At 53.3% G+C, this 20,661-nt stretch carries 24 protein-coding genes and 2 pseudogenes; 14 read left to right on the forward strand and 12 right to left on the reverse strand.

Going from position 1 to position 20,661, the window contains the following annotated elements; translation table 11 throughout:
* Positions 1-5: 5 nt before the first annotated feature.
* From E0L20_RS04485 to E0L20_RS04500, 4 genes are all read right to left on the reverse strand, one after another.
* Positions 6-1,016, reverse strand: coding sequence for a phosphoadenosine phosphosulfate reductase domain-containing protein (locus E0L20_RS04485; protein ID WP_131632910.1), 1,011 nt, complete (start codon positions 1,014-1,016; stop codon positions 6-8).
* Positions 1,013-1,240: a TraR/DksA family transcriptional regulator gene (locus tag E0L20_RS04490; protein WP_060572614.1), complete on the reverse strand. Its 228-nt coding sequence runs from the start codon at positions 1,238-1,240 to the stop codon at positions 1,013-1,015. The genes E0L20_RS04485 and E0L20_RS04490 overlap by 4 nt, the downstream gene beginning before the upstream one ends.
* Positions 1,240-1,476: a DUF2732 family protein gene (locus E0L20_RS04495; protein ID WP_131632911.1), complete on the reverse strand. Its 237-nt coding sequence runs from the start codon at positions 1,474-1,476 to the stop codon at positions 1,240-1,242. Before E0L20_RS04495 ends, E0L20_RS04490 begins: the two co-directional genes overlap by 1 nt.
* A 67-nt stretch (positions 1,477-1,543) precedes the next feature.
* Positions 1,544-1,885, reverse strand: a complete 342-nt coding sequence (locus tag E0L20_RS04500) for a DUF5347 domain-containing protein (protein ID WP_131632912.1) — start codon at positions 1,883-1,885, stop codon at positions 1,544-1,546.
* A gap of 257 nt (positions 1,886-2,142) precedes the next feature.
* On the opposite strand from E0L20_RS04500, the pseudogene E0L20_RS04505 reads away from it, so the two are divergent.
* Positions 2,143-2,601, forward strand: a pseudogene (locus E0L20_RS04505) (hypothetical protein).
* On the opposite strand, the gene E0L20_RS04510 reads toward E0L20_RS04505, so the two are convergent.
* From E0L20_RS04510 to E0L20_RS04520, 3 genes are all read right to left on the reverse strand, one after another.
* Positions 2,549-2,782, reverse strand: a complete 234-nt coding sequence (locus E0L20_RS04510; RefSeq protein ID WP_131632913.1) for a phage filamentation protein Fil family protein — start codon at positions 2,780-2,782, stop codon at positions 2,549-2,551. The pseudogene E0L20_RS04505 and the gene E0L20_RS04510 overlap by 53 nt on opposite strands.
* Positions 2,783-2,789: 7 nt before the next feature.
* Positions 2,790-3,299, reverse strand: coding sequence for a phage regulatory CII family protein (locus E0L20_RS04515; protein WP_131632914.1), 510 nt, complete (start codon positions 3,297-3,299; stop codon positions 2,790-2,792).
* A 65-nt stretch (positions 3,300-3,364) separates the two neighbouring features.
* Positions 3,365-3,568, reverse strand: coding sequence for a hypothetical protein (locus E0L20_RS04520; RefSeq protein ID WP_045355697.1), 204 nt, complete (start codon positions 3,566-3,568; stop codon positions 3,365-3,367).
* Positions 3,569-3,627: 59 nt separating this feature from the next.
* Here E0L20_RS04520 and E0L20_RS04525 point away from each other — a divergent pair, with 59 nt between their 5' ends.
* The 6 genes from E0L20_RS04525 (at position 3,628) to arsC (ending at position 8,964) form a co-directional block, all read left to right on the forward strand.
* Positions 3,628-4,266 (forward strand): phage repressor protein CI, encoded by a 639-nt coding sequence (locus E0L20_RS04525; RefSeq protein ID WP_131632915.1) that lies wholly within the window; start codon positions 3,628-3,630, stop codon positions 4,264-4,266.
* Between the two features lie 13 nt (positions 4,267-4,279).
* The gene (locus tag E0L20_RS04530) at positions 4,280-5,545 is read left to right on the forward strand and encodes a HEPN domain-containing protein (protein WP_131632916.1); all 1,266 of its coding nucleotides are present in this window, start codon (positions 4,280-4,282) and stop codon (positions 5,543-5,545) included.
* Positions 5,546-5,632: 87 nt separating this feature from the next.
* Complete coding sequence (locus E0L20_RS04535) at positions 5,633-6,685, forward strand: phage integrase (protein ID WP_131632917.1); 1,053 nt, start codon at positions 5,633-5,635, stop codon at positions 6,683-6,685.
* A 184-nt stretch (positions 6,686-6,869) separates the two neighbouring features.
* The gene (locus tag E0L20_RS04540; protein ID WP_131632918.1) at positions 6,870-7,190 is read left to right on the forward strand and encodes a metalloregulator ArsR/SmtB family transcription factor; all 321 of its coding nucleotides are present in this window, start codon (positions 6,870-6,872) and stop codon (positions 7,188-7,190) included.
* Between the two features lie 40 nt (positions 7,191-7,230).
* Positions 7,231-8,520 (forward strand): arsenic transporter, encoded by a 1,290-nt coding sequence (locus E0L20_RS04545; protein ID WP_131632919.1) that lies wholly within the window; start codon positions 7,231-7,233, stop codon positions 8,518-8,520.
* Between the two features lie 12 nt (positions 8,521-8,532).
* Entirely contained in the window at positions 8,533-8,964 is a 432-nt protein-coding gene (gene arsC / locus E0L20_RS04550; RefSeq protein WP_131632920.1) for a glutaredoxin-dependent arsenate reductase, read from the forward strand.
* Positions 8,965-8,986: 22 nt separating this feature from the next.
* On the opposite strand, the gene E0L20_RS04555 is transcribed toward arsC, so the two are convergent.
* The gene (locus E0L20_RS04555; protein WP_131632921.1) at positions 8,987-9,538 is read right to left on the reverse strand and encodes a TetR/AcrR family transcriptional regulator; all 552 of its coding nucleotides are present in this window, start codon (positions 9,536-9,538) and stop codon (positions 8,987-8,989) included.
* Positions 9,539-9,619: 81 nt separating this feature from the next.
* On the opposite strand from E0L20_RS04555, the gene E0L20_RS04560 reads away from it, so the two are divergent.
* Both E0L20_RS04560 and E0L20_RS04565 read left to right on the forward strand, forming a co-directional pair.
* Positions 9,620-10,834 carry an MFS transporter gene (locus tag E0L20_RS04560; protein WP_131632922.1) on the forward strand — a complete coding sequence of 405 codons (1,215 nt, stop codon included), beginning with the start codon at positions 9,620-9,622 and terminating at the stop codon, positions 10,832-10,834.
* Positions 10,824-11,636 (forward strand): annotated as a pseudogene (locus tag E0L20_RS04565) (Cof-type HAD-IIB family hydrolase). The gene E0L20_RS04560 and the pseudogene E0L20_RS04565 overlap by 11 nt, the downstream one beginning before the upstream one ends.
* A gap of 60 nt (positions 11,637-11,696) precedes the next feature.
* Here the strand turns inward: E0L20_RS04565 and E0L20_RS04570 are convergent.
* The gene (locus E0L20_RS04570; RefSeq protein ID WP_131632923.1) at positions 11,697-12,929 is read right to left on the reverse strand and encodes an MFS transporter; all 1,233 of its coding nucleotides are present in this window, start codon (positions 12,927-12,929) and stop codon (positions 11,697-11,699) included.
* 167 nt (positions 12,930-13,096) lie between these two features.
* On the opposite strand from E0L20_RS04570, the gene E0L20_RS04575 reads away from it, so the two are divergent.
* The 3 genes from E0L20_RS04575 to deoR all read left to right on the forward strand — a co-directional run bounded on the left by E0L20_RS04575 (position 13,097) and on the right by deoR (position 15,267).
* The gene (locus E0L20_RS04575) at positions 13,097-13,825 is read left to right on the forward strand and encodes a phosphatase PAP2 family protein (RefSeq protein ID WP_131632924.1); all 729 of its coding nucleotides are present in this window, start codon (positions 13,097-13,099) and stop codon (positions 13,823-13,825) included.
* Positions 13,826-13,832: 7 nt separating this feature from the next.
* On the forward strand, positions 13,833-14,441 hold the full coding sequence (gene ybjG, locus E0L20_RS04580; protein ID WP_131632925.1) for an undecaprenyl-diphosphate phosphatase: 609 nt from the start codon (positions 13,833-13,835) through the stop codon (positions 14,439-14,441).
* A gap of 67 nt (positions 14,442-14,508) precedes the next feature.
* Positions 14,509-15,267, forward strand: coding sequence for a DNA-binding transcriptional repressor DeoR (gene deoR, locus E0L20_RS04585; RefSeq protein ID WP_131632926.1), 759 nt, complete (start codon positions 14,509-14,511; stop codon positions 15,265-15,267).
* A gap of 67 nt (positions 15,268-15,334) precedes the next feature.
* Here the strand turns inward: deoR and dacC are convergent, their stop codons facing one another.
* Positions 15,335-16,540, reverse strand: a complete 1,206-nt coding sequence (gene dacC / locus E0L20_RS04590) for a serine-type D-Ala-D-Ala carboxypeptidase (protein WP_131632927.1) — start codon at positions 16,538-16,540, stop codon at positions 15,335-15,337.
* A gap of 242 nt (positions 16,541-16,782) precedes the next feature.
* Between dacC and E0L20_RS04595 the strand changes: the two genes are divergently transcribed.
* Positions 16,783-17,409 carry a glutathione S-transferase family protein gene (locus tag E0L20_RS04595; protein ID WP_131632928.1) on the forward strand — a complete coding sequence of 209 codons (627 nt, stop codon included), beginning with the start codon at positions 16,783-16,785 and terminating at the stop codon, positions 17,407-17,409.
* On the opposite strand, the gene E0L20_RS04600 is transcribed toward E0L20_RS04595, so the two are convergent.
* Positions 17,410-18,528: a PQQ-dependent sugar dehydrogenase gene (locus E0L20_RS04600; protein WP_131632929.1), complete on the reverse strand. Its 1,119-nt coding sequence runs from the start codon at positions 18,526-18,528 to the stop codon at positions 17,410-17,412.
* A gap of 106 nt (positions 18,529-18,634) precedes the next feature.
* A complete protein-coding gene (gene bssR / locus E0L20_RS04605; protein ID WP_131632930.1) occupies positions 18,635-19,018 on the reverse strand; it encodes a biofilm formation regulator BssR in 384 nt (127 codons plus the stop codon).
* Between the two features lie 216 nt (positions 19,019-19,234).
* Between bssR and rimO the strand changes: the two genes are divergently transcribed.
* Positions 19,235-20,560 (forward strand): 30S ribosomal protein S12 methylthiotransferase RimO, encoded by a 1,326-nt coding sequence (gene rimO, locus E0L20_RS04610; RefSeq protein WP_131632931.1) that lies wholly within the window; start codon positions 19,235-19,237, stop codon positions 20,558-20,560.
* The last annotated feature ends 101 nt before the right edge of the window (positions 20,561-20,661 follow it).

A 20,661-nucleotide genomic window follows, 5' to 3' on the forward strand; every position in this document is an offset into this window, starting at 1 on the left:
ATCCGTCACTCACAAACTCCCGCATAGACACTGCTACATACCGCGCTGTCATTTGTGCCTGCAAGCAGATCAAATTGCGCACCACCTCGTGTGGTTAACGCCCAGTCGCGATAAGTCTCAATGCCATAGCCATCTACGGTGATGACTTCAATACGCTTCTCGGCCCGTCGCGGATCGTGAGTCGATGGGAAGAACGTTGAATTACCACGACGTGAGCATTCAGCAACCATCCTTTCCCATTCTGCGACACGGCGAATTTCTTCTGGCCAGCGCTGGAAGATTTCCGCCAATTCAGATTTACGGGCATGAATGCAGGGCATGCATCCAACACGACTGCAGCCCTGTTGATAAAGTGGGTTAGGTTTGATGCCATGACGTTTGGCTATAGCGAACACATCTTCGTGCAGCCAGTTAAGGATCGGGCGATAAACATGAAGGCCAGGAGTGTTATCCGCATCTTCCTCCCAGTCCGGAAGCAATGCACGCGCTGGCGATTCCTGCGCCCTCACTCCCTGCCAGCTGATAACCTCGTCATATTCATCTAATGCAGGAACAATCACCTGAGTACGGACAGGCTCATGCTTCAAATCAAATGTGCAAAAACGAGCCTTTGTGGACGGGAATCGCCCTTTCCACATGCACAAGTCAAGAAACGGATTACCAGTTGGTTTAAGAATTTCTAGTGCGCGATGGATACGTTCTGCGGCCTCATCAGGAGACATGCCGCATTCCTCAACCAAAGAAAAAGGCCATTTTTCAGCAATGAATTTACGCTTGCCTTCAATCTGGCGAGTGAAATCCGCTTTCACACGAATAACCTTACCCAGCCGCGATTCCAGATATTCCAGGTAGTCCATCGTCTGAGGATGCTCATGGCCCGTATCAGCAAAGACAGAGATATGAGGAACATCGTTTTCAATGGCCCGTAACCACTGAGCAAGGCTATCCTTGCCCCCTGAGATACTGATGCTGTTAATAGTGCTGATACCGAAGCAACGCGGATCGATGATGTTCATACAGCACGACCGCTGTAATGTTTACCTTTCAGCTCAGCAATTTCCTGGCAAGTCACGCAGCACTGTACGCCCGGAATAGCTTGTCTGCGCGCCGCTGGGATTGGTGCTTCACAGTCGATGCAAAGCACGCGAGCGATACCCGGATTTCGTGCCCGGGCATTGTGGATATGGCGCTGCAGGTTTTCTTCGACGCGCTGCTGTACGAGATCCATAGAATCAGCCATCAGTGCCAGTCCCCGCGTGATTCAGCTTCATAACAGGCAACTTCACGGCGCAGTAATTCTGCAGCCTCCACTCCGTTCATCCCCTCTTTCAGGATGTGGATCGCCAGTGCCTCCATGCGGATGGAAACGGCAAAGGCGCAGCTTTTACGCTCATCCAGACGAGTCTCGTTAAACAACTGGAACAAACCGGCATCATCCGGTCCGGTTTTAGTAGTGCGTGTTTCGCTATTTCGCATAATCATTTCTCCTGAATTTGGGCAAAAGAATGCCCGGCGGGTTTACGCCATTAATTTCTGTTTTGGGTTAGTTCGGCATGGTTAGCCGTTTGGGAAATAAGCTCACTACTGCACGAAAATGATTCATTGCTTTAATCAACTCCCGCATTTCGTCAGTAGTCAGCTCATTAATATTGACGCTGTGACGTTCTGCCGGAATTTTTGCCATGAAGAATATGGCGGCCAGTGCCCTCTCATTCTGTTTATGATTAATGTCGCGGGGATCGCGCATCTCATTAATAAAACGTTCCAGCTCGTGCTCAATATTCAGACCAAACACTTTTGCTCTCAGCTCCGCTATGTGGTTCAGCCCATTCAGGCGCTGACCGGGACTAAGCGGAACTGTCGCCGTGTTACCTTCTATAGCCATTAATTAACCTCACTAGCGACCTGAACTTAGATGGTTAAACATCCACATAACCCACTGAACCAAAGAATGTTTAAAGTGATGCCGGGGATTTTTATGCACGCCCGGCACGTGCCTTAGTGGTAGACTATTTGCGCCAACAATCATCTACCCATCGAAGGAGAAACCTGATGTCAGACTCTGACAATTTCCACGTATTGCCTCGCCCTGCCCCTGCACCTCAACCAGCGCCGGGACAGGATAAAAAATAGGATTCCGGCATGACTAAACAAAGCTCCGAATACTTCCAACTGCATTACAGTTATTACCTTGAGGTTATGACGGCAACGCTTCACGGTAGAGCTGACAAATTGATGACAGCCATTCAGCTTATTAGTGGTACAGCTGTGTTTGCGGACACTGGTCTGGAATGGTTGTTCGCTTTGCCTGTAGTCGTTATCGCGACAATTCAACTTGTGTGGCAACCAGCTATTATTTCCGAACGTGCTAACGTACAAAGCCGCCAGTACGGGGAATAGCTTTATGCAGGGAATGAACTGACCCCGGAACTGATTGCACAAAAGTTGAAAACGCTGCATCACTCTGATTCCGCACCTTTCGGTTCTTTGTTAAATCCAGCCTACAAAAGAGCTGCTATTGCATGTGGTCGGCCTGATGACACTAAGCTCAGCGTCCAGGAAAAGCTTTTCGCCTGGTTTGCAGGTTGCCTGCCACGTTAATACTTAGACGTTGCAGCAAACTCTTTTTGCCTGTTCCCCGGACAGCCTGCTGCCGGGGAGACAATTCAATACACGGATGCCACTTTTTCCCGTCAGGTAAGTAAATCCAGCCATGACCGTAATGTATTGCCGGGCTTTGCCTAACCAGCAGTGATGCGAATGAAGGTTCGTTATTCAACATAAACACCTCAGCTCAGTCCAAAAGAAGAGCCAAGACCTGTCACGGTATCGACGACACTGGCCATTGCAGGATTGGCCTGTAAACGCGCCTGCAGCGAAATAGCGGTTAAAGCCATCAAACGAGTAACTGAGTTGACGCTTTCGACTACCTGACGGCGGGTGGTCGCATTCAGTTGAACACCAGAAACAGCGCTGGCAGCGACACGGCCGATCTCGGCGGTGGCTTTCAGGACGTACTGAGACATTTTCTCTCGTGCGACTTCATTGGTTGGCACACACGGCAGGCAATGGATCTGCGCCAAAAAACCATCAACCAGTGTTGAGTCTTCGGTGAGATCGGTCAGCAGCCAGATATCTGGCGCTGTGAGCTGGTGCGGTTGCTCCGGGTTGAGCTTATTTCGCAGGGTTTGAACATTCATACCTGCATGTTCTGCCAGCTTTGCCATGTTGTGACGTAGAGCGAAGGCCCGGCAGGCTTCATCAAAATGTCTTTGTTTGGAAACTTTATAATCAAACATAGTTTTCATCTCCGAACTTATCGCAAAATCGAACCTCAAAACTGACTGCGATAAGCAAACGTTTCTTAGGCCGACAGTGCATCTACTGTCAAAGCAGCCATGTTAATCATTACCTTTTCGCGCTTTTTATCTTTGCGGAGACGATGGCGCGGAAGGCGACCATCAGCCAACATGTCATTGATCGTATCGACTGGAAGGCCTGTAAGTTCGCTATAGCGCTCAATTGTGACGTGCGGTGTATTCAGAGTGATTGAAATGTTTGGGGTCATGGTGCAACATTCCTTCTTAAGTTCGGCTTGTGGCGAGCCGTTGTTTATCGTGATTAGTTGTGAAGGCTCCAAAAGAACACTTCGAGTTCAACTTTAAGATCGCTTTTGGAATCTGTCAATGGAATTTGGATTGTTTTGGAGGTCTTTTGGATTTCAATAGCGGTGGTAAGAAAGTGATTGAGCGTCTGGTTGAGGCGTACGGATTCACGACTCGTCAAGCTCTCTGCGACCATCTTGGTGTGTCTAAGAGCACAATGGCTACGCGATACATGCGTGACATATTCCCTGCAGACTGGGTAATTCAATGCGCTATCGAAACCGGCAGTTCCCTTGAATGGCTATCTTTTGGTGTAGGAAAAAATACGGCTTCATCTAAAACTCTTACTTTAAATAAATACAAATTAGAAAATGGAATTTTTCAAGAAGTTGGCAGTGTAACATTTGATACATCACTTCTTTCATTTAGTTTTGATAGTCTTATTTATGTTTTTGAGGGTGATATTGGATATATTCTGGAGAAGAAAGTTAAAAACATTTTGGATGGCCAATGGTTGCTTGATATAGATGGTCAAGTTAGTATCCGAAAGATTAGAAGAATACCAGGTAACAATTTGAGAGTTGAAAGCGATGATTTTGTTTTCGATTGTAATATTAATGATATTACTCTTATTGGATTAGTTGTTAAAACCTTCAAATGAAAATGGTGTAATCATGAGAAAAACGAACATCATGAATAAATGTAACGTTGAAATGCTTTTTATCATTAACAAAAGCTCATCAATAGGAAAATCTCCAAAGTCATTTATCAAAATCCTAGAATCAATCGAAGAAATAAAATTAACAAACAACCAGATTACCTTTAACCAAGTAATTTTCGACTTTGAGATATCTGAACATGATCTAAAAAAAGATTCGTTACTAATAAAACTTTCTTTAGATAAGATAGACGAGGATAAACTTGTAGTATTTTCAAAAGTGATACGTATTTTCCGTAAAGTCACCAGTGAATGCAAAATTGGACAAATTCAACTCATTTGGGATGATATTAGTAAGTATTATTGTATTAAAGCATACCCTCTTGTTCACGAAATTGAAAATTTAATGCGCAAACTGATCACAAAATTCATGATTCTTAATGTAGGAATTTCGTGGACCAAAACTTCGATTCCAGAAGAATTTACAAGTTTGAGATCTAATCAAAAATCATTTGAAGATCATAACATGATGTATCAAGTCGATTTCATACAGTTAACAAACTTCTTATTCAAAGCCTATAGAGAACTCGAAATCAGTGAATTAATAAGAAAATTATCACCATTAGAATTCTCAGATTTGGACGCTAAAACCTTTGCAGAATTAAAAAAAATAGTCCCTCAATCAAACTGGGATAAATATTTCTCCCCACATATTGAAGCGCCACAAAAAACTATAATTGAAAGTTGGGAAAGGCTATATGAACTTAGATGCAAAATAGCTCATAACAGAGACTTTTCCAAATCAGATTACGATGAAACGTCAAAGCTTATAAGTGAACTCCTACCTATTTTAAAAAAAGCAATTGATAAAACAGAACTTATAAATATTAAAGACAAGGACAAAGATGAATTAGCAGATCAATTTGAAGATAATTTTTTCAAACAGGATAAAAGCGATATTCAGAACTTTGCCGAGTCAGTTTATAAACTCTATTTAGAAATTGAAAAATTGTATCGCATTGTTATTAATAATCACATTGAGAAAGGAACAGCAGTCTCACTCGTTATCAAACAAGTTTTTGAAAACGTACTACCTGATGAAAAATATAATGCAAGTGATGTCATGGATCTTATCAGGATAATGGCAGACAAAGACAATATTCATAAAATTGACAATTTTGAACTTCACGATCTTATTAAAAAATGCATAGAAATAAAAAAAATAATAAGTGATAAAATCAATACAATCGAAATTACAATTGATGAGCCAGAGCATGATTGACTGGCTTGTTTGTTTATTTAATAACAAACATTGACCACTGTCCAAACATACAGTTAAATTTAGCCCTCAGACATGAGGGCTTTTTTTATGGCAGTACGAAAACTCGACACTGGAAAATGGATTTGCGAATGCTACCCTGCCGGACGCAGTGGGCGTCGTGTGCGTAAACAGTTCGCCACCAAAGGCGAAGCATTAGCCTTTGAGCGTCACACGATGGATGAGACTGAGGCTAAGCCCTGGCTGGGTGAATCGGTAGATCGTCGGACTCTGAAAGACGTGGTTGAACTCTGGTACAAACTGCACGGCAAATCCCTGACTGCTGGCGAGCATGTTTACGACAAGCTGGTCCTGATGGTCGATGCACTCGGAAACCCTCTTGCTACTGATCTCAGCTCGAAATTGTTCGCGCATTACCGTGACAAACGGCTAACGGGTGAAATCTATTTCAGTGAGAAGTGGAAGAAAGGTGCCAGCCCGGTAACAATCAACCTCGAACAAAGCTATCTGAGTGGCGTTTTTAGCGAGCTGGCCCGACTCGGAGAATGGACTGCACCGAATCCACTAGAGAATATGCGCAAATTCACCATTGCCGAAAAAGAAATGGCCTGGCTGACACATGAACAGATTACCGAGCTTCTTTATGACTGCCAACGCCAAAGCGCCCTGCTTGCTCTGGTAGTTAAAATCTGCCTGAGCACCGGAGCGCGCTGGCGCGAAGCGGTGAACCTCACCCGCTCCCAGGTCACAAAGTATCGGATCACGTTCGTCAGGACCAAAGGCAAAAAGAACCGAAGCATTCCGATTAGCAAAGAGCTTTACGAGGAAATCATTGCCCTGGACGGCTTCAAGTTTTTTACAGATTGCTACTTCCAGTTCTTGTCAGTGATGGACAAAACCTCCATCGTGCTTCCGCGCGGCCAGCTCACCCACGTTCTGCGCCATACGTTCGCAGCGCACTTCATGATGTCTGGCGGCAACATCCTTGCCCTGCAGAAAATCCTCGGCCATCATGACATAAAAATGACCATGCGCTATGCTCACCTGGCACCTGATCACCTTGAAACGGCCCTGCGCTTTAATCCAATAGCTACATTGCCAAGTGGCGACAAAGTGGCGGCAGCGGTTGGCATTGCCCCGTAATCGCCACTGCTTACCACCAACCTAACTCATTGATAATCTTGCAAGTCGTTGTTTTCACTAACCCGTTTACATAAATGGTTTTTTTGTTGCCTGAAATTCCCTTACCTCTCATCTCCGCTTCTATCCTGCAATCAAAACATATATGATTAAACGCATATAAATAATCACACCTGCAGGTACTCCCATGCTACACCCGCTCCAGCTCTTCAAAACCCTCGCCGACGAAACGCGGCTCGCCATCGTCATGCTGCTCCGTGAAGCGGGAGAATTGTGCGTCTGCGATCTCTGCGCCGCGACCACAGAGTCGCAGCCGAAGGTCTCCCGCCACATGGCGCTGCTGCGCGAGTCCGGGCTGGTTATTGACCGTCGCGAGGGGAAATGGGTCTATTACCGCCTCTCTCCCACCATGCCTGCGTGGGCGGCAACCGTTATCGACTCCAGCTGGAACTGCCTGCGGGAAGAGACGCGCATGAAGCTGAAAAACAAACTTCCGGGTTCGTGCTAAGCAAAACACATTCACAAAAACAGATGTAACGGAGTAAAAAATGTTTCTGGCAGGGGCTATTTTTCTGTTTACGCTGGTACTGGTCATCTGGCAGCCCAAAGGGCTCAGTATCGGCTGGAGCGCCACCATCGGCGCCGTGCTGGCACTGGCCAGCGGCGTGATTCACATTAACGATATACCGGTCGTGTGGAATATCGTCTGGAACGCCACGGCAACCTTCATCGCCGTCATCATCATCAGCCTGCTGCTGGATGAGTCCGGCTTTTTCGAGTGGGCGGCGCTGCACGTTGCCCGCTGGGGAAAGGGTCGCGGGCGAATGCTGTTTACGTATATCGTGCTGCTGGGCGCAGCCGTGGCGGCGCTGTTTGCCAATGACGGTGCGGCGCTGATCCTGACCCCTATCGTCATCGCCATGCTGCTGGCGCTGGGGTTCAGCAAGCAGGCCACGCTGGCCTTCGTGATGGCAGCAGGTTTTATCGCCGATACCGCCAGCCTGCCGCTGATTGTGTCCAACCTGGTCAACATCGTGTCGGCAGACTTCTTCAAGCTGGGGTTCAGCGAATACGCCTCGGTGATGATCCCGGTGGATATCGCCGCGATCGCCGCAACGCTGGTGATGCTGCATCTCTTCTTCCGCAAGGAAATTCCCCCGGAATATGACCTGGCAAAACTCCGCGAGCCCGCGCGGGCCATTCACGATCTCCCAACGTTCAGAACGGGCTGGATCGTCCTGCTGCTTCTGCTTGTCGGTTTCTTCGTACTTGAACCTCTCGGTATTCCGGTCAGCGCCATTGCGACCGTCGGCGCGCTGATTTTATTCGCTGTCGCAAAGCGCGGACATGCGATAAACACCGGAAAAGTGCTGCGCGGCGCACCGTGGCAAATCGTTATCTTCTCGCTGGGGATGTACCTGGTGGTGTATGGCCTGCGCAATGCCGGGCTGACGGAATATCTCTCAGGCGTACTGGATAGTCTGGCCGGACACGGGCTGTGGGCTACCACGCTGGGTACCGGGTTCATCACCGCGTTCCTGTCATCCATAATGAATAATATGCCCACGGTGCTGATTGGCGCGCTCTCCATTGAGGGCAGTACGGCGACGGGATTGATCAAGGAAGCGATGATTTACGCTAACGTGATTGGCTGCGATCTGGGGCCGAAAATCACGCCTATCGGCAGCCTTGCCACCCTGCTCTGGCTCCACGTGCTGGCGCAGAAAAACATGACGATCGCCTGGGGCTACTATTTCCGGACAGGCATCATTATGACGCTGCCGGTCCTGTTTGTGACGCTCGCCGCGCTGGCGCTACGTCTCTCCTTCACCCTGTAATGAGCCACTGATATGAGCCACATCACTATCTACCACAACCCCGCCTGCGGCACCTCGCGCAACACGCTGGAGATGATCCGCAACAGCGGCACGGAGCCAGAGATTATCCTCTATCTGGAAACCCCACCGTCGCGCGATAAGCTAGCCACCCTGATTGCCGAGATGGGAATTCAGGTGCGGGATCTGCTGCGTAAAAACGTGGAGCCCTATGAGCAGCTCGGCCTTGCCGAAGATAACTTCACCGACGACCAGCTTATCGATTTTATGCTGCAACATCCGATTTTGATCAACCGCCCGATTGTGGTGACGCCCCTGGGCACTCGCCTGTGTCGCCCTTCAGAAGTCGTCCTCGACATCCTGCCGGACGCGCAGAAAGGGGCGTTTACAAAAGAGGATGGCGAAGCCATCGTGGACGCCAGCGGGAAACAGATCGTCCACAAGTAGATATACCCGGGGCAAGGGATACCTAACGGCCGCCCTCGCACGCTATCCGCCCGACCATCGCCCGGATCTCTTCGCGAGTTAACGGCGCGCGGTCGGTCACATAGTGCAGCGTCATTCCTTCAATAAACGCGTCCAGCGCGCGGGCGGTGACCGGGTCGAACCACTGCTCCAACGTATCCTGGCTCATCTTCATCCAGTCCTGCATCACCGTTTTCAGCGCCGCGCTGCGGTGCATGAAGGCGTAGAGCTGATACATCAGCGCCATGTTGTGCGGCGTCGTCACCTGCGAGCTGTGGATTAAGGAGGTGATAGCCTCGCACGCCATCTCAGGGCCGGTGACGCCAGCGAAGAAATCCCGGTACTGCTGCGACATCTGCCGGGTGAACCACGTGAAGGCCTCCTCCAGCAGCGGCTCCATGCCGTCGAAATAGTAGGTCATCGACCCCAGCGGTACGCCCGCGCAGCTGGCAATTTTACGGTGCGTGACGGCATGGATGCCGTGCTCGGCAATGGTGTCCAGGGTCGCCTGCAGAATTTTTTCCCGGCGGTGCGGATCGTTCGGTGGTCTGCTCATAAATTCCTCATCCGGTTTATGTACAAATGTACACAAACTTGCTAGTGTTGTCGCTATTGTTGTACTTCTGGTGCTATCCCAATGACGCAGACCTCTCCCCGCAAAGCCCTGCAGCTCCGCATGTGGGCGCTGTTTATGTTCTTCTTTATTCCAGGGCTGTTAATGGCCTCCTGGGCGACGCGTACGCCTGCGATCCGCGATATTTTGTCCGTCTCCACGGCAGAAATGGGCATAGTGCTCTTCGGCCTCTCGATAGGCTCGATGAGCGGCATTCTCTGCTCCGCGTGGCTGGTCAAGCGCTTCGGCACGCGGGCGGTGATCCGCACCACCATGTGCTGCGCGGTGTTCGGAATGGTGGTGCTGAGCGTCGCGCTCTGGTTTGCCTCGCCTATCCTGTTTGCGCTGGGGCTGACGGTATTTGGCGGCAGCTTCGGCTCGGCGGAAGTAGCAATTAACGTCGAAGGGGCCGCCGTCGAGCAGGAGATGAACAAAACCGTGCTGCCGATGATGCACGGTTTTTACAGCCTCGGCACGCTGGCGGGGGCTGGCGTAGGGATGGCGCTAACGGCGCTGGGCATTGCGGCCAACCTGCATATTTTGCTGGCAGCGCTGGTGTGTATTATCCCGATCCTGACCGGTATCCGATTGATCCCTGACGGCACGGGTAAAAACTCCGCTAACGAACACAAATCGGCTGAAAAAGGGCTGCCGTTCTACCGCGATATGCAGCTAATGCTGATTGGCGTGGTGGTGCTGGCGATGGCCTTTGCCGAAGGCTCTGCCAACGACTGGCTGCCGCTGCTGATGGTGGACGGACACGGCTTTAGCCCAACCTCCGGCTCGCTGATTTACGCCGGGTTTACCCTGGGCATGACCGTCGGGCGCTTTACCGGCGGCTGGTTTATTGACCGCTATAGCCGCGTGGCCGTTGTGCGCGCCAGTGCTCTGCTCGGCGGGTTAGGTATCGCGATGATCATCTTTGTGGACGTGGACTGGATTGCCGGCGTTTCGGTGATCCTGTGGGGATTGGGCGCGTCGCTTGGCTTCCCGCTGACCATTTCCGCCGCCAGCGATACCGGCCCGGATGCGCCAACGCGCGTCAGCGTGGTGGCAACCACCGGCTATCTCGCCTTCCTGGTAGGGCCACCGCTACTCGGTTTCCTGGGCGAGCACTACGGGTTGCGCAGCGCCATGCTGGTGGTATTAGGATTAGTGCTTATCGCAGCGCTGGTGGCGCGGGCGGTGGCAAAGCCGGAAGCAGAACACACGACACTGGAGAAGGGATATGAGCGTTAAACTGATTGCAGTCGACATGGATGGTACCTTTCTTAGCGATGCTAAGACCTACAATCGCGAACGTTTTCTGGCGCAGTATGCGCGCATGAAGGAGCAAGGCATTCGCTTCGTCGTCGCCAGTGGCAACCAGTATTACCAGCTGATCTCTTTCTTCCCGGAGATCGCGCATGAGATCGCCTTCGTGGCCGAAAACGGCGGCTGAGTGGTTGATGCCGGGGAAGACGTGTTCAACGGTGAGCTGACGAAAGCACATTTCGACGCCGTCGCGGCGGTGTTACTCGACGTGCCGGGCATTGAGATTATTGCCTGCGGGAAAGGCAGCGCCTATACGCTTAACGCCTATGACGATGCGTTCATTGATATTGCGTCAAAATACTATCACCGCCTCGAACGGGTGAATGACTTCAACAACCTGAGCGATATTTTCTTCAAATTCGGGCTTAACGTCTCTGACGACGAAATCCCACTGATTCAGCCCATGCTGCATGAAAAGCTGGGCGATATCATGGTGCCCGTCACCACCGGGCACGGCAGTATCGACCTGATTATCCCCGGCGTGCATAAGGCTAACGGCCTGCGGATCCTGCAGCAGCGCTGGGGGATTGAGGACGATGAGGTGGTGGCCTTTGGCGACAGCGGGAACGACGTGGAAATGCTGCGTCAGTCAGGATTCAGCTTCGCGATGGCCAATGCCAGACCGCATATTAAAGCCATTGCCCGCTTTGAAGCGCCGCATAACAACGAAGAAGGCGTTTTAAACGTGATTGAGAAGGCATTGAACGGGGACGCGCCGTTTCATTGATCGCGTGCGGCCTGGTGCCCTCACCCTGGCCCTCTCCCACGGGGAGAGGGAATAATCAGGTTAAGGCTGCAGTGCGCTTCCGACGCGTTTGTCTTTCAGGAACACCACCATTAATCCTACCCACAGCACGCCGTTGGCAAGGTTAAACAGGCTGAACAGCCCGTTGCCGCCAAACGCGTAGGCGTGTTTGCTCACCTCGATGCCGACGGTAAAAATCAGCATCTGCAGCATGCCCATTGCCGCCGACACCGTGCCTTTACTCATCTCGCTGGCAAACAGCGTCAGGCGCACCAGCCCGGCGTTCGCCACGCCGATACCGAAGGCATAGATGCTCAGCCCTGCGGTCATCCACAGGTAGGCGTGGGATGACGCCACGGTCGCAGCCGCAGCAAGGATCAGCCCCGCCGCAATCGGCCAGCCGCCCATGATAATCAGCGAACGTACGGTGCGCCGTGCCGTCAGGCGAGCCAGCACCAGGTTACCGATAATCAGCGCGCCAAAGATCGGCACCTGCAGCAGGCCGTATTCGTAGCTGCTGAGCTTTTCACCGCTGATGATAATGACCGGGGACTGGGCAATCCACGCCAGCAGCGGCAGGCTCACAAAGCCGGTTGCCAGCGCCCCCGCCACAAAGCGAACGTTTTTCAGGACGTCTTTGTAATCGCGTCCCAGCTCCTTCAGCGACAGCTTTTCACCCAGGCGGGTAGCGGTTTCCGGCATCGCGCGATGCAGGCCAAAGAAGGAGATGGCGGCGAGAACCGCGAAGAGAATAAACATCCCCTCCCACGGCGCGACGTGCACCCAGGCCGCCCCCACCAGCGGCCCTAACAGCGGCGCAATCAGCGCCACGTTCGCCATCAGCGCGGTAATTTTGATGCACACCGCCTCCTCAAACGACTCCTGGATGGCGGCATAGCCGACGGCGCCGATAAAGCACAGGCTGACCCCCTGCAGGAAACGCAGCAGCGTGAACTGTTCAATATTTTGCGCCAGCAGCGTGGCAAGACAGGTCACGATAAACCACACCACGCCCGTCAGCATCACCGGACGACGGCCAATACGGTCCGACAGCGGCCCGAGCAGCCACTGCAAAAACATGCCGCCAGCCAGATAGGCGGTCATGGAGGTTGGCACCCACTCAATACCGGCGTTGTACTGTTCCACCACGGCCAGCATGCCGGGCTGGATCATGTCGTTGCCGATATAGGTAGAAAACTCGTAGAGCACCAGACACAGGGGAAACAGTAACGCCTGACGACCCAGACGATGACCGGAAGAAGAACGGTTTATCATGCAATCTCTTTATGATGAAAAAATCGCGATGAGTGTAATGAATTGCCGCACGCTGAGATAGCACATTATCGAGATAAAACAGAAATAAAGCACATCGTGTTGTTGTTTAAGGTTTCCTTAAGTTGACGCTTATATGATAGCGATATTTCACGTCACCGACCCAAATTATGGCACTTAACTCCAGCCGTTCAGAATTGTCTAAGTTACAGACCAATAAGACAAAACGCCTTTACCGTTTGCCGCCCCGCTTTTATGGTTATCAGCTTTTCGTGCTGATAGCCCTTGCCGTGGTGTTTACCTGGCTATCTCGCGATGAAGCGCTGGATAGATGGATCACAGGGTTTTGGTACGACGCGGCGACACAGAGCTTCCCGCTGCAGAAAAATCATCTGTTGGATCTGCTGAACCACCGGCTGGCGAAGTATATCGCCATCGCGCTGGGTGCCGCGGCGCTGTTTTATGGTGCTTACAAGCGCAACGCACGGCTGGTAACAGCCGCGCTGCTGATGGGGCTTGGCGCACTGGTGGTGGGCCTGCTTAAAAGTATGAGCCACCACAGCTGCCCGTGGGATCTGGTGGAATACGGCGGTAAGGCAGTCTCTTATCCCCTGTTCAGTTCCCCCCCGGCGGAAAGCGGCCCCGGACGCTGTTTCCCCGGCGGCCATGCCTCCAGCGGTTTCATGGTGATGGGGCTGTTTTTCGCCTTCTGGCGCGAGCGTCCTCGCCTGGCCTGGTTCTTTGTGGCGCTGGGCGCGACGCTGGGCCTGGCAATGGGGTATGGCCAGGTGATGCGCGGCGCACATTTCTTCTCTCACAACCTGTGGGCCGGGTGGTGGGTTTGGTTTTCCCAGGTGGTGGTCTACGGACTTGTTTCCACCCGGTTTGCTAAAGAGTAACGACATTATGTTAGAGCAACTGAACTACGAGCTGTTTTATCTGATCAACGCCACCCCGGCGTCTCCCGAGTGGATGCTTGATTTCGCCACGTTTCTGGCGAAAGACCTGATCAGCATCGTTCCCGTGCTGGCCGTTGTCCTGTGGCTGTGGGGCCCCCGTGACCAGGTGACGGCGCAGCGCCATCTGGTGATAAAAATGGCGATGGCTCTCGGGGTTAGCGTGTTAGCCAGCTACATCCTCGGACACGCTTTCCCGCACGATCGTCCCTTCGTCGATCGTGTCGGCTATACCTTCCTGCACCATGCGCCGGATGACTCCTTCCCGAGCGATCACGGCACGGTGATTTTTACCTTTGCCCTGGCATTCTTCTTCTGGCATCGCCTGTGGTCCGGCGCGGTGCTCATGGTGGTGGCGGCCGCTATCGCCTGGTCCCGCGTCTATCTCGGCGTCCACTGGCCGTTGGATATGGTAGGCGGCTTCCTGGTGGGGCTGATGGGCTGCGTCAGCGCGTCAATCCTCTGGAGCCTCTTCGGCCCGGCGCTCTATCGCGGTTTATCTCGGGTTTATCGCGTGCTGTTTGCCCTCCCGATCCGCAAGGGTTGGATACGTGACTAACCCCGGTCTGACAGGTTACACTTGAGCCCCCGCCCTGCGGGGGCTCACTTTTTTACCCCGAGGAACTATGGAAACACGTCGCGATGACCGCATTGCTCAGCTGCTCCAGGCGCTGAAGCGCAGTGATAAGCTGCATCTGAAAGAGGCTGCCACTCTGCTCGGCGTCTCCGAGATGACCATTCGTCGTGACCTGAACAGCGAGAGCGCCCCCGTGGTGCTGCTGGGCGGCTATATCGTGCTGGAGCCGCGCAGCGCCAGCCATTACCTGATTAGCGATCAAAAGACGCGTCTGGTTGAAGAAAAACGCAAAGCCGCGCGGCTTGCGGCCTCGCTGGTGCAGCCGCATCAGACGCTGTTTTTTGACTGCGGAACGACTACGCCGTGGATCATCGAAGCCATCGACAGCAGCATTCCCTTTACCGCCGTCTGTTACTCGTTAAACACCTTCCTGGCGCTGCAGGAAAAGCCCGAGTGCCGGGTGATCCTCTGCGGTGGAGAGTTCCACGCCAGCAACGCCATTTTCAAGCCGCTGGATCTCCAGGACACGCTGAGCAACCTATGCCCGGATATCGCCTTTTACTCTGCGGCAGGCGTGAGCGTCCGTCAGGGGGCAACCTGCTTTAACCTGGAAGAGCTGCCGGTGAAGCACTGGGCATTAAATGCGGCGCAGTACCACGTGCTGGTTGTCGATCGCAGCAAGTTTGGCAAGGTGCGTTCGGCAAGAATGGGTGAACTGGCGCAGTTTGACGCCATCGTGAGCGATTGCCGGCCGGATGACGAGTATGTGGCCTATGCGAAGGCGCAGCAGGTGAAGTTGATGTATTGAGAGGGGTGCGGCCTGATGCCCTCACCCCGGCCCTCTCCCACAGGGAGAGGGAGAAAACCCATAAGGTTTAGCTAAACCAGCTGCCAAACCATCCGTGTAATTTCATCATCACGAAATCCCACATCCGGCTGAAGAAGCCGCCCTCTTCTACCGCTTCCATCACGATCAGCGGGCGCTGTTCAATCGATTTGCCGTTCAGCTGGAAATCAATCGTCCCGACGACCTGGCCTTTTTTCAGCGGCGCGGTCAGCTGTGGATCGGTCAGGGTATAGCTGGCCTTCAGGTTTTTCAGCTGGCCGCGCGGAATAGTCACTGAACCCGCCTCGCCGGCCCCCAGATTCACCTCGCTCTTGTCACCAAACCAGACGCGCTGGCTGATGAACGTGGCATCGGGCTTAATCGGCGTCACGGTTTCAAAGAAGCGGAAGCCCCAGGTCAGCAGCTTTTCTGATTCGTTAAAGCGAATGCGGTCCGTTTTGGTGCCCAGCACGACCGAGATCAGGCGCATGTCGCCCTGGGTCGCGGAAGCCACCAGGTTGTAGCCCGCCCCTGCCGTTGTGCCGGTCTTCATGCCGTCCACGTTGACGTTGCTGCTCCACAGCAGACGGTTGCGGTTAGGCTGGCGGATCTTGTTGAAGGTAAACTCTTTCTCTTTATGGATGGCGTATTCATCCGGCACGTCGTGGATCAGCGCCTTCCCCAGCAGCGCCATATCGCGCGCGGTGCTGAACTGGCCCGGCGCATCCAGGCCATGAACCGTTTTGAAGGTGGTGTTGGTTAAGCCCAGCTTCTGCGCGTAGCCATTCATAAGCCCAATGAATGAATCCTGGCTACCCGCCACATAATCCGCCAGCGCAATACAGGCATCGTTACCCGACTGAATGATCACCCCTTTATTCAGATCGGAAACGGAAACCTGATCGCCAGGCTTGAGAAACATCACGGAAGAACCGCGCAGCGCCGGGTTGCCGGTCGCCCAGGCGTCCTTCCCGATGGTGACCATATCATCGAGCTTAATCTTGCCCGCTTTTAACGCCTGCCCGACCACGTAGCTGGTCATGATTTTTGTCAGGCTGGCCGGGTCAAGCTGCTCGTCGGCGTTGCCTTCTGCCAGCACTTTCCCGCTGGCGTAATCCATCAGGATCCAGGCGCGCGCATCCACCGGCGGCGCTTCGGGCGCAGCCTGCTCGGCCGCATAGAGAGTTGGTGCAAACAGGAAAAGGAGCGCAGAGCCTGCCGCCAGGCCGCGCAGAGAAGTCATTTTTCGCGTCATAAATGCCACCCGAGTGTCCATTCAAAAAATTACGTCACATCACCGTGTCGCAAGAAGCGATGAGTAATAGCGCACTAAAACTTTTAAAGAAACCTAAACCAGGTAAAGTTTTTAAAGTTTATGCAATAACGTCCCGATACGCTTTGATTCATGCGATTTATTTGTCTCCTGTTGCGTAATTGTTAGGTTTATCTCAACATGGCGAATCGCTGACTCGGATTCACATCTCATCGGGAGTAAATATGATTACGCTGTGGGGCAGGAACAACTCAACCAACGTGAAGAAGGTGCTCTGGACGCTGGAAGAGCTGGATTTACCGTTTAAGCAGGTGATGGCAGGCCTGGAGTTTGGCGTGAACAAAGAGGCCGACTATCTGGCCATGAACCCAAATGGCCTGGTGCCGCTGCTGCGCGATGAAGAAACTGACGCGACGCTGTGGGAGTCCAACACGATTGTGCGTTACCTCGCCGCCCAGTACGGACAGAACCGCCTGTGGGTGGACAGCCCGGCACGGCGCGCGCAGGGTGAAAAGTGGATGGACTGGGCGAACCAGACGCTCTCTCCGACTCACCGCGTGATCCTGATGGGGCTTATCCGGACGCCTGAAGCCGAGCGAGATTATCCCGCCATTCATGCCGCACAGGACGCCTGCGAAACTCTGTTTGCGATGATGGACGACGAGCTGGCGAAGCACGCATGGTTCTCCGGCGACGCCTTCGGCGTGGGCGATATCGCCGTTGCGCCTTTCATCTGGAATCTGACCAATATGGGGCTGAAATGGACGCCGCGCCCTCATCTCGAGCGCTGGCTCCAGCAGCTGAGCGATCGCCCGGCGTACCGCAAGGTCGTGATGATCCCGGTTACCTGATCACCCGTCGGACGGGCTAACCTTCAACAGCTGCCCGTCCGATTCGTCGGTCAGCACATAGAGATAACCATCCGGCCCGACCCGCACGTCGCGGATGCGCCGATCGTTATCGCCCAGAATGCGCCCGTCCTCCGTCACCTTGTTGCCGTCCACGCTCATGACGATAACGTCCTTTTCCTTCAACGCGCCGACGAACAGCTTATTTTTCCACTGCGGGAAGACGTCGCTGTTATAAAACGCCATACCGCTCACGGCAGGTGAAACCTTCCAGACAAACAGCGGCTTTTCGGTTCCTTCAACGTGCTCACCTTTGGCTTCCGGGATCTTCAGGCCGCTGTAGTTAATGCCGTGGGTCGCCAGCGGCCAGCCGTAATTCTTCCCTTTTTCTGGGATGTTGATTTCATCCCCGCCGCGCGGGCCGTGCTCGTTAAGCCACAGCGCGTCGCTCCAGGGGTTCATCGCCATCCCCTGAGGGTTACGAATGCCGTAGGACCAGATTTCAGGACGCGCGCCGGAGGTGTTCACAAAGGGGTTATCCGAAGGCACTTTTCCATCCTCGGTCAGACGCACCACCTTGCCCTGTAGCTTGTCCAAATCCTGCGCCGTCGGGCGCTGGTTATTCTCCCCGAGGCCGATAAACAGGTAGCCTTTACCGTCAAACACTAACCGACCGCCAAAGTGGTTCCCCGTGGAGAGCTTCGGCGTCTGGCGTAACACCACCCGGAAGGCTTCAATCCGCGAGAGATCGTCGCTTAAGCGGCCATAGCCCACCGCCGTTCCCGCTTTGCCGTCATCCCCCTCTTCGGCATAGCTGAGCCATATTCGTCGAGATTTTGCGAAGTCCGGTGCCAGCACCACGTCGAGCAGCCCGCCCTGTCCGTTTGCCCAGACGCTGGGCACGCCGACGATCGGATCGGAAAGCCCTTTCCCCGCCTGCCAGTGTTTTAGCTGCCCGCCCCGAAGCGTCACGAGCAGCCCTTTGTTATCCGGCAGAAATGCCAGTGACCAGGGATGATCGAGCCGGTTCTGCAACACCTCTACGTTCACCGCGCCCAGCGCGGCAAGAAGATAAGCGGGAAATAACAACGCGGGCAGGAAAATCAGGGAGGATCGATGCATAACGCGCTCCTTTTTCGGCATATGGCTTAAAGGTTAGCCACAACCCCCGGTCGCGTTACTACTTTTACAAAAGCTTAATCAGAAGGGGGAGTTACCTCCCCCGGATCTAATGCTCTTCAAGCTGAGCGTGCTTGTTGAGACACATGATGCAAAGAGAGAGCGTCGTCAGGCAGTTCTCAAGCTTTTCTGCGTCCACGGCAATAAAATTGGGGCAATCATGACGCCCATTCATCAGGCATACCCCTGCGATGGAAAGCATTTCGGCGGCACGACGCAGCGCGATTAGCTCGCTTTCTGCGTATTCCGCTTTCAGAACGGGTGCTTTTTCACGCATAAAATTGCAAAGTTCAAAGAAGTTATCACGCAGATGTTCGCTTTCGCCGACTGACATATACCCTTTGGCCTTCCTCAACTGGAGATAAGCAGCAAGGTCGAGTCGGGCGTTGATCAGCTTGTAAAGCAGATCGCGTTTCAGTCTGTCAACGGACATGCTTTTTCCTCCTCTGTCAGCCATGTTGCACATTCAGAATAAGGTTAATTTTTGTACAATTGTCTGCTTGAGATCAATAAATCATAACTGATTAACATCATTTACAATGTTACAACCTCAGAGGGCGTCATCTGCCCTGCAAAGAGTGTATAAATCCCCCGCAATACGCTGTAAAATCCCGCCCTGATAACTCCATAATTGATGAATTTTTAACCTATGAGCAATGTTACGCACCAGCCGAAAATCGGCTTCGTCTCCCTCGGCTGCCCGAAAAACCTGGTGGATTCCGAACGCATCCTGACCGAACTTCGTACCGAAGGCTATGACGTGGTGCCAAGCTACGACAACGCCGATATGGTGATCGTTAACACCTGCGGGTTCATCGACAGCGCGGTTCAGGAATCTCTGGAAGCCATCGGCGAAGCCCTGACTGAAAACGGCAAGGTTATTGTGACCGGCTGCCTGGGCGCAAAAGTGGATCAGATCCGCGAAGTGCATCCGAAGGTGCTGGAGATCACCGGCCCGCACAGCTATGAGCAGGTGCTGGAACATGTTCATCACTACGTGCCAAAACCAAAGCACAACCCGTTCCTGAGCCTGGTGCCGGAACAGGGCGTGAAGCTGACGCCGCGCCACTATGCTTACTTAAAAATTTCCGAAGGCTGCAACCACCGCTGCACCTTCTGCATTATCCCGTCCATGCGTGGCGATCTGGTGAGCCGCCCTATCGGCGAAGTGCTGGCAGAAGCCAAACGTCTGGCCGACGCGGGCGTGAAGGAGCTGCTGGTCATCTCTCAGGACACCTCAGCCTACGGCGTGGACGTCAAACACCGCTCCGGCTTCCACAACGGCGAGCCGGTGAAGACCAGCATGGTGGGCCTGTGCGAGCAGCTGTCCAAGCTCGGTATCTGGACGCGTCTGCACTACGTCTACCCGTACCCGCACGTTGACGACGTGATCCCGCTGATGGCGGAAGGCAAAATTCTGCCGTACCTGGATATCCCGCTGCAGCACGCCAGCCCGCGCATTCTCAAGCTGATGAAGCGCCCTGGCTCCGTTGACCGCCAGCTGGCGCGCATCAAGCAGTGGCGCGAAATCTGCCCGGAACTGACCCTGCGCTCCACCTTCATCGTCGGCTTCCCGGGTGAAACCGAAGAAGACTTCCAGATGCTGCTCGACTTCCTGAAGGAAGCGCGTCTGGACCGCGTCGGCTGCTTCAAGTACAGCCCGGTCGAGGGCGCAACCGCCAACGAGCTGGCGGATCAGGTGCCGGAAGAGGTGAAAGAAGAGCGCTGGAACCGCTTCATGCAGCTGCAGCAGCAGATCTCTGCCGAGCGTCTGCAGGAAAAAGTCGGCCGCGAAATTCTGGTGATTATCGACGAAGTGGACGAAGAAGGCGCGATTGGCCGCAGCATGGCGGATGCCCCTGAAATCGACGGCGCGGTGTACCTGAACGGCGAAACCAGCGTTAAGCCGGGTGATATTATTCGCGTGAAGGTTGAAAACGCGGATGAGTATGATTTGTGGGGTAGCCGGGTTTAATTACATTCCCCTCACCCCGACCCTCTCCCCAAAGGGGCGAGGGGGAAAACCGCACCGAGCAGTCCCCTCTCCCCTCCGGGGAGAGGGTTAGGGTGAGGGGC

Origin of the sequence: Enterobacter wuhouensis (genome assembly GCF_004331265.1) — a bacterium.
GTDB lineage: Bacteria > Pseudomonadota > Gammaproteobacteria > Enterobacterales > Enterobacteriaceae > Enterobacter > Enterobacter wuhouensis.

Coding starts and splice junctions, on each gene's coding strand:
- E0L20_RS04485 (WP_131632910.1), bottom strand. CDS start 1,016: ATGAACATCATCGATCCGCGTTGCTTCGGTATCAGCACTATTAACAGC.
- E0L20_RS04490 (WP_060572614.1), bottom strand. CDS start 1,240: ATGGCTGATTCTATGGATCTCGTACAGCAGCGCGTCGAAGAAAACCTG.
- E0L20_RS04495 (WP_131632911.1), bottom strand. CDS start 1,476: ATGCGAAATAGCGAAACACGCACTACTAAAACCGGACCGGATGATGCC.
- E0L20_RS04500 (WP_131632912.1), bottom strand. CDS start 1,885: ATGGCTATAGAAGGTAACACGGCGACAGTTCCGCTTAGTCCCGGTCAG.
- E0L20_RS04510 (WP_131632913.1), bottom strand. CDS start 2,782: ATGTTGAATAACGAACCTTCATTCGCATCACTGCTGGTTAGGCAAAGC.
- E0L20_RS04515 (WP_131632914.1), bottom strand. CDS start 3,299: ATGTTTGATTATAAAGTTTCCAAACAAAGACATTTTGATGAAGCCTGC.
- E0L20_RS04520 (WP_045355697.1), bottom strand. CDS start 3,568: ATGACCCCAAACATTTCAATCACTCTGAATACACCGCACGTCACAATT.
- E0L20_RS04530 (WP_131632916.1), top strand. CDS start 4,280: ATGAGAAAAACGAACATCATGAATAAATGTAACGTTGAAATGCTTTTT.
- E0L20_RS04535 (WP_131632917.1), top strand. CDS start 5,633: ATGGCAGTACGAAAACTCGACACTGGAAAATGGATTTGCGAATGCTAC.
- E0L20_RS04540 (WP_131632918.1), top strand. CDS start 6,870: ATGCTACACCCGCTCCAGCTCTTCAAAACCCTCGCCGACGAAACGCGG.
- E0L20_RS04545 (WP_131632919.1), top strand. CDS start 7,231: ATGTTTCTGGCAGGGGCTATTTTTCTGTTTACGCTGGTACTGGTCATC.
- arsC (WP_131632920.1), top strand. CDS start 8,533: ATGAGCCACATCACTATCTACCACAACCCCGCCTGCGGCACCTCGCGC.
- E0L20_RS04555 (WP_131632921.1), bottom strand. CDS start 9,538: ATGAGCAGACCACCGAACGATCCGCACCGCCGGGAAAAAATTCTGCAG.
- E0L20_RS04560 (WP_131632922.1), top strand. CDS start 9,620: ATGACGCAGACCTCTCCCCGCAAAGCCCTGCAGCTCCGCATGTGGGCG.
- E0L20_RS04570 (WP_131632923.1), bottom strand. CDS start 12,929: ATGATAAACCGTTCTTCTTCCGGTCATCGTCTGGGTCGTCAGGCGTTA.
- E0L20_RS04575 (WP_131632924.1), top strand. CDS start 13,097: ATGGCACTTAACTCCAGCCGTTCAGAATTGTCTAAGTTACAGACCAAT.
- ybjG (WP_131632925.1), top strand. CDS start 13,833: ATGTTAGAGCAACTGAACTACGAGCTGTTTTATCTGATCAACGCCACC.
- deoR (WP_131632926.1), top strand. CDS start 14,509: ATGGAAACACGTCGCGATGACCGCATTGCTCAGCTGCTCCAGGCGCTG.
- dacC (WP_131632927.1), bottom strand. CDS start 16,540: ATGACGCGAAAAATGACTTCTCTGCGCGGCCTGGCGGCAGGCTCTGCG.
- E0L20_RS04595 (WP_131632928.1), top strand. CDS start 16,783: ATGATTACGCTGTGGGGCAGGAACAACTCAACCAACGTGAAGAAGGTG.
- E0L20_RS04600 (WP_131632929.1), bottom strand. CDS start 18,528: ATGCATCGATCCTCCCTGATTTTCCTGCCCGCGTTGTTATTTCCCGCT.
- bssR (WP_131632930.1), bottom strand. CDS start 19,018: ATGTCCGTTGACAGACTGAAACGCGATCTGCTTTACAAGCTGATCAAC.
- rimO (WP_131632931.1), top strand. CDS start 19,235: ATGAGCAATGTTACGCACCAGCCGAAAATCGGCTTCGTCTCCCTCGGC.